This is a genomic window from Brevundimonas pondensis, assembly GCF_017487345.1.
Lineage (GTDB): Bacteria > Pseudomonadota > Alphaproteobacteria > Caulobacterales > Caulobacteraceae > Brevundimonas > Brevundimonas pondensis.
In genome coordinates this window covers 88,118-101,587 of the sequence record NZ_CP062006.1, presented here as the reverse complement: position 1 = coordinate 101,587, position 13,470 = coordinate 88,118, and the positions used below count along the sequence as shown (strand labels likewise).

General features: G+C 67.1%; 18 protein-coding genes and 1 riboswitch. Of the genes, 6 read left to right on the top strand and 12 right to left on the bottom strand.

Features of this window, described 5'->3' with window-relative positions; all coding sequences use genetic code 11:
- Positions 1-34 precede the first annotated feature (34 nt).
- The gene (locus IFE19_RS00515; protein WP_207824741.1) at positions 35-2,890 is read left to right on the top strand and encodes a M16 family metallopeptidase; all 2,856 of its coding nucleotides are present in this window, start codon (positions 35-37) and stop codon (positions 2,888-2,890) included.
- Positions 2,891-2,944: 54 nt separating this feature from the next.
- Here the strand turns inward: IFE19_RS00515 and IFE19_RS00510 are convergent, their stop codons facing one another.
- From IFE19_RS00510 to IFE19_RS00500, 3 genes are all read right to left on the bottom strand, one after another.
- Positions 2,945-3,772: a S1 family peptidase gene (locus IFE19_RS00510; protein WP_207824739.1), complete on the bottom strand. Its 828-nt coding sequence runs from the start codon at positions 3,770-3,772 to the stop codon at positions 2,945-2,947.
- 10 nt (positions 3,773-3,782) lie between these two features.
- Positions 3,783-4,226: a DUF350 domain-containing protein gene (locus IFE19_RS00505; RefSeq protein WP_207824737.1), complete on the bottom strand. Its 444-nt coding sequence runs from the start codon at positions 4,224-4,226 to the stop codon at positions 3,783-3,785.
- Positions 4,227-4,351: 125 nt separating this feature from the next.
- Entirely contained in the window at positions 4,352-4,672 is a 321-nt protein-coding gene (locus tag IFE19_RS00500) for a metalloregulator ArsR/SmtB family transcription factor (RefSeq protein ID WP_207824735.1), read from the bottom strand.
- Positions 4,673-4,762: 90 nt separating this feature from the next.
- Here IFE19_RS00500 and IFE19_RS00495 point away from each other — a divergent pair, with 90 nt between their 5' ends.
- Together IFE19_RS00495 and IFE19_RS00490 are read left to right on the top strand one after the other, a co-directional pair.
- Complete coding sequence (locus IFE19_RS00495) at positions 4,763-5,674, top strand: acyl-CoA desaturase (protein WP_207824734.1); 912 nt, start codon at positions 4,763-4,765, stop codon at positions 5,672-5,674.
- Positions 5,671-6,087 carry a hypothetical protein gene (locus IFE19_RS00490; protein ID WP_207824732.1) on the top strand — a complete coding sequence of 139 codons (417 nt, stop codon included), beginning with the start codon at positions 5,671-5,673 and terminating at the stop codon, positions 6,085-6,087. Before IFE19_RS00495 ends, IFE19_RS00490 begins: the two co-directional genes overlap by 4 nt.
- On the opposite strand, the gene rlmN is transcribed toward IFE19_RS00490, so the two are convergent.
- A complete protein-coding gene (gene rlmN, locus IFE19_RS00485; protein ID WP_207824730.1) occupies positions 6,084-7,259 on the bottom strand; it encodes a 23S rRNA (adenine(2503)-C(2))-methyltransferase RlmN in 1,176 nt (391 codons plus the stop codon). The two genes, IFE19_RS00490 and rlmN, sit on opposite strands and share 4 nt — an antisense overlap.
- A gap of 114 nt (positions 7,260-7,373) precedes the next feature.
- A riboswitch (yybP-ykoY riboswitch) is annotated at positions 7,374-7,472 on the top strand.
- Between the two features lie 79 nt (positions 7,473-7,551).
- Between rlmN and IFE19_RS00480 the strand changes: the two genes are divergently transcribed.
- Both IFE19_RS00480 and IFE19_RS00475 read left to right on the top strand, forming a co-directional pair.
- Positions 7,552-8,136 (top strand): manganese efflux pump MntP, encoded by a 585-nt coding sequence (locus IFE19_RS00480; RefSeq protein WP_207824729.1) that lies wholly within the window; start codon positions 7,552-7,554, stop codon positions 8,134-8,136.
- 84 nt (positions 8,137-8,220) lie between these two features.
- Complete coding sequence (locus IFE19_RS00475) at positions 8,221-8,445, top strand: hypothetical protein (protein ID WP_207824727.1); 225 nt, start codon at positions 8,221-8,223, stop codon at positions 8,443-8,445.
- Positions 8,446-8,507: 62 nt separating this feature from the next.
- Here the strand turns inward: IFE19_RS00475 and IFE19_RS00470 are convergent, their stop codons facing one another.
- Genes IFE19_RS00470 through IFE19_RS00440 form a run of 7 tightly spaced genes read right to left on the bottom strand, consistent with a single transcriptional unit; the run spans position 8,508 to position 11,692 of the window.
- A complete protein-coding gene (locus IFE19_RS00470; protein ID WP_207824725.1) occupies positions 8,508-9,686 on the bottom strand; it encodes a tyrosine-type recombinase/integrase in 1,179 nt (392 codons plus the stop codon).
- Entirely contained in the window at positions 9,572-9,931 is a 360-nt protein-coding gene (locus IFE19_RS00465) for a helix-turn-helix domain-containing protein (protein WP_207824723.1), read from the bottom strand. The genes IFE19_RS00470 and IFE19_RS00465 overlap by 115 nt, the downstream gene beginning before the upstream one ends.
- A 39-nt stretch (positions 9,932-9,970) precedes the next feature.
- Complete coding sequence (locus IFE19_RS00460) at positions 9,971-10,270, bottom strand: hypothetical protein (RefSeq protein ID WP_207824721.1); 300 nt, start codon at positions 10,268-10,270, stop codon at positions 9,971-9,973.
- Positions 10,263-10,676, bottom strand: coding sequence for a hypothetical protein (locus IFE19_RS00455; protein WP_207824713.1), 414 nt, complete (start codon positions 10,674-10,676; stop codon positions 10,263-10,265). Before IFE19_RS00455 ends, IFE19_RS00460 begins: the two co-directional genes overlap by 8 nt.
- Positions 10,673-10,948, bottom strand: a complete 276-nt coding sequence (locus IFE19_RS00450) for a hypothetical protein (RefSeq protein WP_207824711.1) — start codon at positions 10,946-10,948, stop codon at positions 10,673-10,675. The genes IFE19_RS00455 and IFE19_RS00450 overlap by 4 nt, the downstream gene beginning before the upstream one ends.
- Entirely contained in the window at positions 10,945-11,217 is a 273-nt protein-coding gene (locus IFE19_RS00445; RefSeq protein WP_207824709.1) for a hypothetical protein, read from the bottom strand. The genes IFE19_RS00450 and IFE19_RS00445 overlap by 4 nt, the downstream gene beginning before the upstream one ends.
- The gene (locus IFE19_RS00440; RefSeq protein ID WP_207824707.1) at positions 11,210-11,692 is read right to left on the bottom strand and encodes a hypothetical protein; all 483 of its coding nucleotides are present in this window, start codon (positions 11,690-11,692) and stop codon (positions 11,210-11,212) included. The genes IFE19_RS00445 and IFE19_RS00440 overlap by 8 nt, the downstream gene beginning before the upstream one ends.
- Between IFE19_RS00440 and IFE19_RS00435 the strand changes: the two genes are divergently transcribed.
- Entirely contained in the window at positions 11,691-13,334 is a 1,644-nt protein-coding gene (locus IFE19_RS00435) for a hypothetical protein (RefSeq protein ID WP_207824705.1), read from the top strand. The two genes, IFE19_RS00440 and IFE19_RS00435, sit on opposite strands and share 2 nt — an antisense overlap.
- Here IFE19_RS00435 and IFE19_RS00430 read toward each other — a convergent pair.
- Positions 13,318-13,470, bottom strand: a complete 153-nt coding sequence (locus IFE19_RS00430; protein ID WP_207824704.1) for a hypothetical protein — start codon at positions 13,468-13,470, stop codon at positions 13,318-13,320. The genes IFE19_RS00435 and IFE19_RS00430 overlap by 17 nt on opposite strands.

The following is a 13,470-nucleotide window of genomic DNA, read 5'->3' as shown; positions in this document are numbered from 1 at the left end:
GGCGCGGCCGGCGGGCGACCGGAACCTGACGCCCATGAAGACCCGCCTGATCCTGACCGCCTGCGCCTCGGCCCTGCTGCTGGGCCTGCCCGCCGCTGCTTTCGCTGAAGGCGCGGCGCCCGCCGTCACCACCGCCGCCCAGGGCGGGGTGGCTGTGCCGCCGCTGGGCTTCAACAAGCGGGTGCTGGCCAACGGCATGGAGGTCTATACCGCCCGCGACGCCTCGACCTCGAACGTCACGGTCCAGGTCTGGTACCGCGTGGGGTCGAAGGACGATCCGGCCGGCCGCTCGGGCTTCGCCCACCTGTTTGAACACCTGCTGTTCAAGGCCACGAAGAACATGCCGTCCGAGACGTTCGACCGTCTGACCGAGGACGTCGGCGGCATGAACAACGCCTTCACCGCAGACGACGTCACCGCCTATTACGAAGTGGTCCCCGCCAACCACCTGCAGCGCATCCTCTTCGCCGAGGCCGACCGCATGGGCTCCCTGGTGGTCGATGAGGCGACCTTCGTCTCCGAGCGCGATGTGGTGAAGGAGGAATACCGCCAGCGGATTCTGGCCAGCCCCTATGGCCGCCTGTTCGGCCTGTTCACGCCCGAAACCATCTATCAGGACCACCCCTATCGCCGTCCGGGCATCGGCTCGATCGAGGAACTGAACGCCTCGACCCTGGATGACGTCCTGCGCTTCCACGCCACCTACTACCGGCCCGACAACGCCATGCTGATCGTCGCCGGCAACTTCGATCAGGCCCAGCTGGACGCATGGGTGAACGAATACTTCGCGCCGCTGAAGCGCCCGGCCACGCCCATGCCGGTCAACAACGTCAAGGAGCCGGAACCGACCGGCCCGCGCACCGCCACCTACTACGCGCCCAACGTGCCCCTGCCCGCCGTGGTCCTGGCCTGGAACACCGTGGCCTATCGCGACGCCGACCGCGCCGCCCTGACCGTGCTGGACGGCGTGCTGTCGACCGGGGAATCCAGCCGCCTCTATCGCTCGCTGATCTATGACAAGCAGATCGCCGCCTCGATCGGCTCCAACCCCGACTTCGCCCAGCAGGCCGGCAACCTGACCGCCTACGCCATCATGGCCGACGGTCAGACGGTGGACGCTGGCAAGGCCGCGCTGGAGGCCGAGATCGCCCGCCTGCGCGACGCCCCCGTAACCGCCGCCGAACTGAGCGAGGCCAAGAACGAGCTGGTCGCCAATGCGCTGCGTGGCCGCGAGAGCATCGACGACCGCGCGACGACCCTGGGCATGGCCCTGATCATGACCGGCGACGCCACCGCCGCCGACCGCGAGATCGCCGAGATCCAGGCCGTCACCGCCGCCGACGTTCAGCGCGTGGCCCGCCGCTATCTGACGCCGCAACGCCAGATCACCATCAACTACCTGCCCGCCGACGATGAACATCCGGCCAGCGTGCAGAAGATGAACGTGGACGCCCCCGTCACCGTGGCCGAGCTGGCTCCCGCCGGTCCGGTCGCCGTCCTGCTGCCGGAGGCCGAGCGCGCCCGCCTGCCCCAGCCGGGCGCGGAAGTCGCCCCCGCCACGCCTGCGGTGGCCGACTTCCGTCTGGCCAACGGCATGCGGGTTCTGGTCGCCCCGACCGAGGGCCTGCCCCTGGTTTCGGCCCGCCTCAACTTCAACGCCGGTTCGGCCAACGACCCGGCGGGCAAACCGGGCGTCGCCTCCATGACCGCCAGCCTGCTGACCCAGGGCACGAAGACGAAGTCGGCGCCGGAGATCGCCACCGCCATCGAACAGCTGGGCGCCAATATCGGCGCGGGCTCGGGCGCGGACTTCACCAATGTCTACGCCAATGCGCCCAAGGACGTGTTCGCCCGCTCGCTCAGCCTGATGGCCGATCTGGTGCGCAACCCGGCCTTCGCCGCCGAGGAGCTGGAGCGTCAGCAGTCGCAGACCCTGGACGGCCTGCGCGTCGCGCTCAGCCAGCCCGGCTCGATCGCCGCCCAGTCGGTCGGGCGCGTCGTCTACGGCGACGCCCCCTACGGCGCGCCCGGCGGCGGCACTCTGACCAGCGTGCCCGCCATCACCCGCGACGACGTGGCCGCCTTCCACGCCGCCCGCTATCGCCCGTCGCAGGCCACGATCGTCTTCTCGGGCGCTGTCACGCCTGCTGAAGCCCGCGAACTGGCGCAGGCGGCGTTTGGCGACTGGCGCGAACCGTCGTCCGCCGCTCCGACCCCGGTGGCCAAGGCTGGTCAGACCCTGTCGCCCCGCATCGTCGTCATCGACCAGCCGGGCGCGGGTCAGGCCGCCGTCACCGCCGCCATCCGGGGCATCAGGCGCACCGACGCCGACTACTTCCCGCTGACGCTGGGCAACACCCTGCTGGGCGGCGGCTTCTCGTCGCGCCTCAACCAGGAAATCCGCATCAAGCGCGGCCTGTCCTACGGCGCCCGTTCCTCGGTCGGCGCCCAGCAGGACGTCGGCGTTTTCACCGCCTCGACCCAGACCAAGAACGAGACGGCGACCGAGGTGGCCGACCTGATCCTGGCCGAGGTCGGCAAGCTGGGGACGGCCCCAGCGACCGAGGCCGAACTGGCCCCGCGCCGCGCCACCCTGATCGGCGGCTTCGGCCGTTCGCTGGAAACGGTGGACGGTCTGGGCGGTCTGGTGGCCAACCTGGCCCTCTACGACCTGCCGATGAGCGATCTCGCCGGCTACGCCGGGCGCATCCGCTCGGTCACCCCGCAACAGGTCGAGGCCGCCTTTGCCGAACACCTGCCCACTGACCGGGCCAGCCTGGTCATCGTTGGCGACGCCTCCAAGTTCATCGACGGCCTGCGGGCCAAATACCCGAACGTCGAGGTCATCCCTCTGACCGACCTGAACCTGGACAGCGCCACGCTGCGCTAGAGGCTTCTCTCTTCCCCTGCCGCTTGGCGGCGGGGGAGGATTCTCAAACGGGACTCAGGCTGTCAGGCAGACCACCTGAGCCACGCGCAGATCACGCCGCAGCCGGTCAGCGACCTGGCCGTAGTTGTCGGTATTGACCGCCTCGCCCAGGGCCTTTTCGTCCGCCCGCTGCTCGCCCCGGATAGCGGGGACAAAGGTGTCGGGCGCCGTGGTGTAGATCAGGCCGCGACGCGGCGCCTCTGCGATGGTCACGCCCAGCACCCGGCCGCGACGATCCAGCACCGGCGCGCCCGACAGGCCCGACAGCGTGCCCTTCAAGCCCTTGGTGCGCCCGGCCTCGGCCCAGGCCAGCACCGGCTCGTCGCGCTCGCCGCGCCCGCGGATCTTCAGCGTCTCACGGCCCAGCAGGCGCGAAGCGACCTCTCCCGGATGCCCCTGGGGGAAGCCAGGGTGGAAGGCGCGCTGGCCCTTGCGCAGCGGCGCCTCGGCCGCGACCGGCAGAGCGGGCGGCCCGCCCTCGGTCAGCAACAGGGCCACATCGGCCCGCGCCGCCAACCGCACGTCGGCCGCCAGGGCGCGACCGCCGCCGATCACCAGGGCCGGGCGCGGACAGCCCTCGACCACATGACGCGCCGTGACCCAGCGACCGTCCCCGGCGATGGAGAAGGCTGTGCCTGACGAGGGCTGGAAGGGAATGTCGGGGGCGATGACGGTGACCGACGGATCGAACGGCGTGACAGGGCCCAGCAGGGGACCGTGCGCCTCGTCATCCTCGGGCGGATGCGGCGCGTCGGCCTTTTCACGCCGGCCCAGCGAAACGATCAGCAGGGCGCCGATCACCGCCGCATAGATGGTCCAGTCCGGAAGATGGGGAAAGCGCATGGCGCCGCCCTCAGCCCGTCAGGGCGGCGGCCAGGATCAGGGCCGTGGCCAGCTTGGCGCCCGCCAGGACCACGGCGGCGGCGACCTCGCCCTTCTCGATGCGCTGCGGCAGACCGGTCAGCAGCAAGTCGACGACACGGAAGGCCAACAGTTGCAGCACCACCGTCGCCACGCCCCAGATGGCGATGTCGCGAATAGAGGTCGAGATCGACAGGGAGACGGCCAGCGGAATGGCCAGTCCGACCAGAACGCCGACAAAGGCCACGGCGGCGGCCGGATTGCCCTGACGGATCAGCGCCACCTCGCGCCACGGCGTCAGCAGGGCATAGACCGTCGCCCCCATGGCCAGCAGGCCGAAGGTCACGACCAGATGCAGGACCAGGATCGGAAATCCGGTGGCGAAGGCCTGGACCTCGGGACTCGACAGCACGCTAGGCAGAGACGACGCGTCCATGATGTGCGAGCCCGCAGCCTCCAGCTGATAGGGGAACGAAAGCAAAACAGCCTTGCCCGATCCCCCGCCCCTTCCGCAAGGGCGCCGGAGCCACACCCGATCAGGAAAACAGCGTTAGGCAAACATCAGGATGCGTCGGTTCGTCGCCCCTTGGCGATCTCGGCGCTTTCGCGCTTCAGGGGCTTGGAGACCGGACAGACCTCCTGAACATAGCCGTTCAGCGTATTGGCCAGATGATCGGGCGCCAGGCTGTAGTGGACGAACTGGCCCTTCTTCTCGCTGGTCACCAGACCGGCGACCTCCAGCACCGACAGGTGTTGCGACACCGCCGGCTTGGATATCTCGAACTTGGCCGCGATCTCGCCCGCCGTCAGATCGGCATGGGCCAGATAGGCCAGGATCTTGCGCCGGACAGGGCTGGAGAGGGCTTCAAAGACGCGCTGCATGGATCGGTATTTAAGCGATTTGCTAATGGCTTGCCAGCCCGACACTTCGGTGTTTAAGTTATTGCTTAATTACCTTCTCGGAGCGACCCGATGCACGAGCCTGATCCCTGCGCGGTCAACAGCCTGATCGAGACGCCCGACAGCAGCCCCGTGACGGGTCGCGTCGTCTGGGACCCGATCCATTCGCTGTGGAACGGCGGGATGCTGGCGGCGACGCTGGCCTTTGGAGCGACGACCTTCAGCCTCGGCGCCCTGACCGTCTTCGTCATCACCACGGGCGCGACCCTGCTGCTGGGCCATTCGGTCGGATTTCACCGGCGGCTGATCCACGGCAGCTTCGACTGCCCGCTATGGCTGGAGCGGACGCTGGTCTGGTTCGGGACCCTGGTGGGCATGAGCGGACCCTTCTGGATGATCCGCACCCACGATCTGCGCGACTGGGCGCAACGCCAGACCGACTGCCACGACTATCTGGCGCACCGCCGTCCGATGATGGTCGACGCTGTCTGGCAGATGCATTGCCGACTTGTGCTGGACCATCCGCCGCGCTTCGATCTGGGCCGGATCGGACGCGACCCCTTCTATCGTTTTCTGGAACGTACCTGGATGCTGCAACAGGCGCCCGTCGCGGCGGCCCTCTGGCTGGTCGGCGGCTGGGGTTTCGTGGTCTGGGGCGTCTGCGCCCGCGTCTCGATCAGCGTCATCGGTCACTGGTTCGTCGGCCACCTGGCCCACCGGCGTGGCCCCCAGACCTGGCTGGTGCGCGAGGCGGGCGTTCAGGCCCACGACGTGCCCTGGGCCGCCATCCCGACCATGGGCGAGGCCTGGCACAACAACCACCACGCCTGGCCCGGCTCCGCCCGCATCGGCCTCTATCCGGGCCAGAGCGACTGGGGCTTCCGGTTCATCCAGCTGCTGGAACGGCTGGGGCTGGCGTGGAACGTGCGGACGCCGGAAACCATGGCCGACAGAGACGCTCGCCTGAAGAGGGCGCCCCTATGAAACTCGCTGTCCTCGGACGTTGGATCGCAGCCGTCGCTGCAAGCTCCGTCCTGGCTGCCCTGACGGTCGCGGCCCAACTCGGCATCGGCGCCATGATGGGCGCACTTCCCGGGGTGGATGGATCGGCAGGGAGCGCATGCCTCATCGCCGCCGCCGGCTTCTACCTGTCTCTTCCCTGCTTCTTCCTGGGCGTCGCCATACTGGGCGCGCCCGCAGCCTGGACGTTGGCGCAACTGAGACGTGACCGCCCCCTCCCGACCGGACTGCTCGGCGGCGCTATCTCCACTCTGGTCGGCGCGATTGTTCTCAGCAACAGCCTGGGCTTCACCGGCCTCGTTTTCGCATCCGCCCTACCGCTGGCCGGAGCAATCACCGGCCTCACCTACCGCGAACTGATGAAGCCACCGACTTAGGCAGCCTCAGCGCCCTCGCGCTCGGCCTTGATCCGGGCCGACGCCCTCTGCTTCTCGCTCTCGGACTTCAGCTGGCCGCAGGCGGCCAGGATGTCGCGGCCGCGCGGGGTGCGGATGGGCGAGGCGTAGCCGGCCTTGTTCAGGATGGCGGCGAAGCGTTCGATGGTCTTCCAGTCCGAGCACTCATAGTCCGTGCCGGGCCAGGGGTTGAACGGGATCAGATTGACCTTCGACGGGATGCCCTCGATCAGCTTGACCAGGGCGCGGGCCTCGTCGGGGCTGTCGTTGACGCCCTTCAGCATGACGTACTCGAACGTCACGCGGCGGGTGTTGGCCAGGCCCGGATAGGCGCGGATGCCGGCCATCAGTTGGTCCAGCGGATACTTCTTGTTCAGCGGCACCAGGACGTCGCGCAGGGCGTCGTTGGTGGCGTGCAGGCTGATGGCCAGCATGGCGGCGGTGCGGTCGCCCAGGGCCTGAAGCTGCGGCGCCACGCCCGAGGTCGAGACGGTGATCCGGCGCCGCGACAGGGCGATGCCCTCGTTGTCCGAGATGATGTCGATGGCGTCGGCGACGTTGTCCAGATTGTAGAGCGGCTCGCCCATGCCCATGAAGACGATGTTCGTCAGCTGGCGGTCTTCCTTGGGCGACGGCCATTCGCCCAGGTCGTCGCGGGCCACCTGGACCTGGGCCACGATCTCGGCGGCGGTCAGGTTGCGGACCAGCTTTTGCGTGCCGGTGTGGCAGAAGGTGCAGTTCAGGGTGCAGCCGACCTGGGACGAGACGCACAGGGCGCCGGCCCGGCCCACGTCGGGAATATAGACGGCCTCGATCTCGATGCCGGGCGCCGTGCGGATCAGGTATTTGCGCGTGCCGTCCTTGGACACCTGACGCTCGACGATCTCGGGGCGGGCCAGGGTGAAGGCCTCGGCCAGGGCCGCGCGGGTCTCCTTGCCGATGTCGCTCATCAGGGCGAAGTCGGTGACGCCGTAGTGGTGGATCCAGCGCCACACCTGCGAGGCGCGCATCTTGGCCTTCTCCGGCGGGCAGATGTTCGCTTCGATCAGCGCATTGCGCAGGCCCTCGCGCGTCAGACCGGACAGGTTGACGGGAGCTTTGCCAATACCATTGGCGGGGGCGGAAGCACGCGAAAGGTCGAGCGAGATGCTCAAGGCTGGATATCCTGCGGCGGGGGTGAAGCCGGGGCGTCTAGCACAGATGGGGCGCCTTGTCGCCTCCGGCCAGCCCGACGGGGTTGAACCCGCCGCCCCCAGACGCTAGAGGGGCCGCGTTGGGGAGTAGCTTCCGGCGTCTGTCAGCCGGGATCGCGTCAACACACTTGCCTCCGCAAGGGGCATGGCGCGATCAGCGGATCACATCCGCCTAGCGAGACCAGCACGATCCGGGGGCCGAGCCGGCCTGCGCCCGGACGTGCTGTCACGCGCCCGGCTTGAGTATTTTGTCATGACCCCCATCGCCATCGCCGTGCTGTCGCTCAGCATGTCCGCCGACGCCTTCGCCGCCGCCATCGGCCGTGGTGCCCAGCATCGCCCCACCCTGCCCCAGGCCCTGCGCTCGGGCCTGGTCTTCGGCGTGATCGAGGCCATCACGCCCCTGATCGGTTTCGCCCTGGGCGTCGCCGCCGCCGGCTTCGTCGCCGCCATCGATCACTGGATCGCCTTCGGGCTTCTGGGCGCGGTGGGCGGCAAGATGATCTGGGAGGCGCTGAAGCCCGAAGACGAAGCTGAAGAAGAGGCTGAAACAAGAAAAGCGGTCTCGCGCGGCCTGGTCGCCCTGGTCGCCACCGCCGTCGGTACATCGATCGACGCCGGCGCGGTCGGCGTCGGCCTGGCCCTGCTGGGGGCGAACATCTGGCTGATCGCCGCCTGCATCGGCTTCACCACCTTCTCACTGGCGACGCTCGGCTTGCTGATCGGCAAGGCGGCGGGGACGCGGCTGGGCAAGATCGTCGAACTGATCGGCGGCGTTGCGCTGATCGCGCTGGGCCTGAAAATCCTTCTGGAACACCTCGGCGTACTGGCGTTCTGAAGCTTGGCTTGCGTCGGAGGCGCAGGTGGCGGAACGTCCGCACGCGGCGAACCATTAAGCCGTCAGTGCAAGGAGACACCCGTCATGCGCGCCCCCCTCATTCTCGCGGCTCTTGCCGCGCCCCTGCTCCTCGGCGCCTGCGTCACGAGCAAGACCTACCCCACCTACCAGCAGGAACTGGACACCCTCGAAGCCGATTGCACCGCGCGCGGCGGCATCCTGACGCCCAGCGGCGCCAACACCGGCCACGTCCAGCGCGACTATCTGTGCAAGATCACTGGCGGCGCCACGCGAATTCCGCAGGGCTGATCACACATTCGACGGGAAAATCCGTGGTGGTTGGAGGCGGGATCGAACCGCCGACCTGTGGGTTATGAAGCGCCAGACGACTTGCCCTTAGCGGGCTGTTCCGCCGCGTCTTTTCCGGATTCGGCTTCGGTGGGTTCGGGACTATTCCGGGAAAGTGCTGCAAGCCCGGCTCTTACGTCCGCCTCAACCGCATGGGCGTAGACGAGGGTGGATTTGATATCGGCGTGGCCGAGGAGCTTCTGGGCGACGCGCAGGTTCCCGGTCGCCCGAAGCATCTGCATGGCGCTGTGGTGGCGCAGATCGTGGGCGCCGCGCATCCCCTTGGACGCCTTCAGGCCCGACCGCTCCATCGCCCGGCGCAACGCTATGGCCGCGCCGTTGTAGGTCAGGGCGACGACGCGAGGCGGACGGCCGCGCACCTTGGATGCCTTCTCACGAAACCAGACGGTACCGATCTCGGCCTTGCGTGCCCGGCCAAGGCGAGCCGCTAACATGGCCGCATCGTCGGGGAGGAGCGGAATCGTATGGTCGTCGCCGCCCTTGCGGTTCCGTAGCTTCACGCGGGCGTTCTCGGGGGCGGAAACATCCAGGTCATCCAGGCTGAAGAACAGTTCCGACAGGCGGCAGCCGTAGCGCGCCGCGAAGTGGATCATGTCGTGCCAGTGCGGCTGGACCTCGGCCAGAACGAGGGCCAACTCGTCGCCGGCGAACTCTTTTGGTTTGGGCTTGGGCTCGGCCATGCGCAGTTCAGCCCAGTCGATCACGGGCAGCTTGGCGCCCCAAGCCTTGCGCGCCCGGTTCAGGACGGGCCTCAGGGTGTCGATCATGTCACGGTTCACTGTCGAGTTGGACGGCAGATAGGCCTTCGCGCCCTTGGCCTTCGACTTCGTGAGGGTCTGGCCGCGGCGCTTCTGGATGGCTCGACCGACAGCTTCCGTCGTGATTTCGGACAGGGGAGTGTTCGGGCCGACGAGAGCGATCATGCGAGCCAGCCTCGCTTCAAGTCGCTCCCCGCCCTTGAGGGTCGACCCCTTCTCATCCCACCATTTCGACACGGCCACATCGAGGGTCATGCGCGAGGCGTCGTCCAGTTCGCCCTTGGCGGCCTGGATGCGGATGCGGCGCTCTACCGCCTCTGCGTCGCGCTTGCCTTCAACGCCCGTCGAGCCATGAAACCGACGACCTTTGTGTTGGAAGTCATACTGCCAGAAACGGCTCTTGGCGGGTTTGTAGACCGACACGGCAGTTCGGTGTCCCTCATCAGATAGGCCCGAATATCGGCCTCGGTGTATCGCTTGGTGCTACGCCCGATCAGGACGTATCGAATAGCCCGGCCCTCAACGAGCGCGTGAAAGGTCTTGTCGTCAACCCCGATGATCCGGGCCGCCGCCTGGGCGGTGATCATCACGGCGTCGGAAAAGGCCCGCGAGAGGATGGCCTCGGTGGCCGGGCCGAGGTTCGCAAAGCGGTCGTTCGCGGCGCTCATCGTCCCTCTCCATCAGGGGGTGTGGTGGGGGTCATGCGATCAGACTGCACAGTAATACCCATCCCCCAATCGGTTCAGAGCAGTGTGAATGTCGGCGCAGTCGTGCATCCCGAACTCGCCTTCGTAGAAGGAGGTCTCGTCGCTGACATTATCCCAAAGGTGACGTAGGCGCTCGACGCCCATGTCCGTCAGCTCTTTGATGCGGGCTTCGTGAGCCTTCTCCCACTTGATGTCTTCCAGCGTCTTTTGCTTCGTGACCACGGCAAAGAAATCTTCCAGCGTGACGGTTACTATCTCGTCCTCGCGCACGACCTGCGGAAACTGAACCACGTCACCCATTGCTCTCTCCCTGTGCCTTGGCTTTGAGAATGGCGATGCAGAGAGAGAGCGCGGGCGATGGGGTACGGCCATAACCGACATAGTTATCGTCTGGATCGGCCCACAGCGCCGCGTCAAACATTCCGCTGGTGTGGCGCTGCACCCTCCACGTGAACCCCGGCAACACCCTCTCAGCCAGTGCAAGGGCGGCGTCGAGGGAAATAGCCGGGTTAGGCAGCTTGTCCTCGTCGCCGCTGATAAAATGCGGAGAGCGGTCAGGCGATGACCATTGGTAGAGCGGACCGTAGAAGTTTCCGATCTGGTCACGATGCCAGCCAAGGGACAGCAGAACATCATGGCCCAACTCCCGGCTCCCCACCTCGGCAGCCTCCAGCCTAGCGATGAGGGCGGACAGGTCAGCGGTCATGCTTCTGCTCCTGGTGCTGGCGGGCAGACCTCACGACCCGCCGAAATCGCGTTGATCCATTGCGGGTAGTTAAGCTGCGTCCATTCGACGGCTCCCCGGCGATAGGCGACGAGGACGGCCTGATAGAGGTCTTCCTCCAGCCCTTCGCGTTTCTGGATGGCGTCGTTTTCGACTTCCACCATCTCGCGGATGCAGGCGGCGGCTTCGCGATTGAGCGGGCCGTCCATGCGCGGGTCTTCCAGCCGTCCCACCAGTTCCATAGGGTCAGTCATTGGCGCACCATGTCTTTCCGGTCGCGGAGATCGGCGGGAGACAGTATTTCTCCGTTGCCTGCGCGATATGTGAGGCCGCCCCATTCGGGCTGAATGGTGCCGTCAACAAACAGTTCGGCTCCCTCGCGCATGAACCGTTCGACATGCTCCGGGTTGGCGTAGAGGAACGAGACAAGCTGCCCCGCCACATCAGCGGCCGGAACGCCTGCTTGAAAGCCGACGGCACTCGCGACCTCGGCAATCTTCTTGATGGCTTCGATCTCACCCACGTTCGGCCTCCTTGCTGAGGTCAGAGAGCCACGCCCTCATGTTTGCGTAGACGTTGAGAGTGCTGGCGCCCACGAAGCGCTCGGGATCGGTGCACTGGCGCATCAGATCGGCGGCTCGGTCGTTCAGCCTTTCCGCCTCAGCCAGCTTGCGCTCTGCTTCGACACAGCGCTCCTTACCGCATTGGCGACACGTCTTTGGTTCCTTCAGGGAGATGGGCGAAAGACCATAGCGTTCCTGCACCTCGGCCTTGCCGTCATCAAACGGCTTGTTCTCCAGCTTGCGCGCTTCGTCGGCGGCCTTCTCGGCCTGACGGATTTCGGCCAGCAGGGCGCCGATCTCATCAGCCACGGCCTGAGACGTGACCGGATCGCCGTCGAGAAAGCCCTTAGCCTGGGTGAACAGGTCTTCGATGTTGATCCGCACCGCATCGAACGGCGACGGCTCATTGCGAAGTTGGATATGACCATCAGCCATGACCGACGCTCTGCGCACCGGAGACTATCAGGGTGCGACCTCGTTCGCTTCCAGCCCCGAAGAACTGGCGCAGATCGCGCAGTTCAAGGCGAATGCCTCGGAACGGGAGCGCGCTCAGGCCGCGCAGCAGGCCGGGCAAATGGCGGCGGTGATCCAGAGCATCCAGTACCTGCCGCCGGATCAGCAGTTCGCGGCCGTCCAGCAATACGCGCCGATGTTCGGCATCGACCCGGCCCGCCTGACCCCGCAGAGCATCACCCCGCAAGCCCTTGAGGGCTATCGCATCCAGGCGCTGGGGCTGAAGGACTACCTCAGCCATCAGGATCGCCGCGAAGACAATGCGCGGCAAGGCGTCAGTCTGGCCGACATGGAGGCCCAGGTGGCGAACATGCGCCGGTTTGGCGCTGAGCCCACCATTGCGGATGCTGGCGGCTCGGTCGTTCAGTCGCGCACCCGCGTCGCCGCCACCCGTCAGACGCCGGGACGCCAGGCGGCTGAGAACTTCGCCACCGGTCGGCGCGGCGAGGTGCAGGACTTCACCCAGGGGCTCGCGCAGCGCGTTTCGCCCATTGAGGCCACGCCCGAGCAACTAGACGTGGCGCTGAAAGCCTATCAGCGTGACGCATCTCGCCCCGCCTTTGATGCGGTGCGCGGCGAGCGGGTTCAACTCGACCCGTCGTCGGTCATGGCCCTGCGTGGTGAAGAGGGCCGTTCCGCCATTCGTCAGGCCGCCCGCCTCTTCGGGTCTTCGGTGGACGAGCAGGAACGCAACGTCGCCGCCGAACTGAACCAGTTGGCCGACACGCTGCTCGATCAGCCGAATACCGAAATCTCTGTTGGCGCCGCCGACCTCCTGTCGCTCTATCTCGGCAAGGCGGGCGGGACCGACGCCAATGCGCAGCGCGTCTTTGGGGCGGCGGGCCGGGCGGTGCGCCAGAACGCGCGCGATCAGGTTCCGGCCTACGGCGACGCCCTGGAGGGCTACGCTCAGCGCGCCCGTCTTGGTGACGCCGTGGAGATCGGGGATCGCTTCGCGGGCAACAAGGGCCACCCTGCCGACTTCGTACAGGCTGTGGAGGGCATGGACCCCGCTCAGCGCCAGATCGCGGCGGCGGCTGGCCGTGCGGGGCTAGAGCGCGCCGCAGGAACGGGGCGAGGCGCGCCGGGCGTTCTCGACAGCATCGCCACCGACCGGAACATGCAGCGCAAAGTCACGGCTCTGCTGGGTCAAGAAGGGGCGGATGAACTGCGCCAGGGGGCGGGTGTCGGTCGCCAGTTGATGATGACCGGCCACAACGTCAATCCGCGCGCCGGGTCGAACACCTTCCTGAACAGCCAGGATGGCGAAGCCCAGAAGGCAGGCAACATCGTCGGCAACGTCCTGACGGGACGTTTCGGAGAGGCCATTGGGGGCGCAATCGATCTGCTCAAGTCGCGCGGCATGTCCGACCAACAGGCCGAAACGCTGATCAGCCTCGCCACCGATCCGTCGCGCACAGACGAGGTTCTGTCGATCCTGCGTCAGCGCGGTTTCAGCCAGCAAGAGAGCTTGCGTCTTGTCGAACGCATGGTGCCGCAACTCAGCGGCGCAGCGGGGGCGGCTCAGGCGCCGCAACAGCCTCGGATCAGAATGGCAGGATGAAGTCGGTCAGCTTGCCGGCCAGCCACGCTACGCCATAGGCGCAGGGCAGGAAGATGGCCCAGGCCACCACGTGGGTGAGGATGCTCCAGCGGGACGTATCCTGCCCCCATAGGGCGTGTCTCGGTTTCTCGCTCAT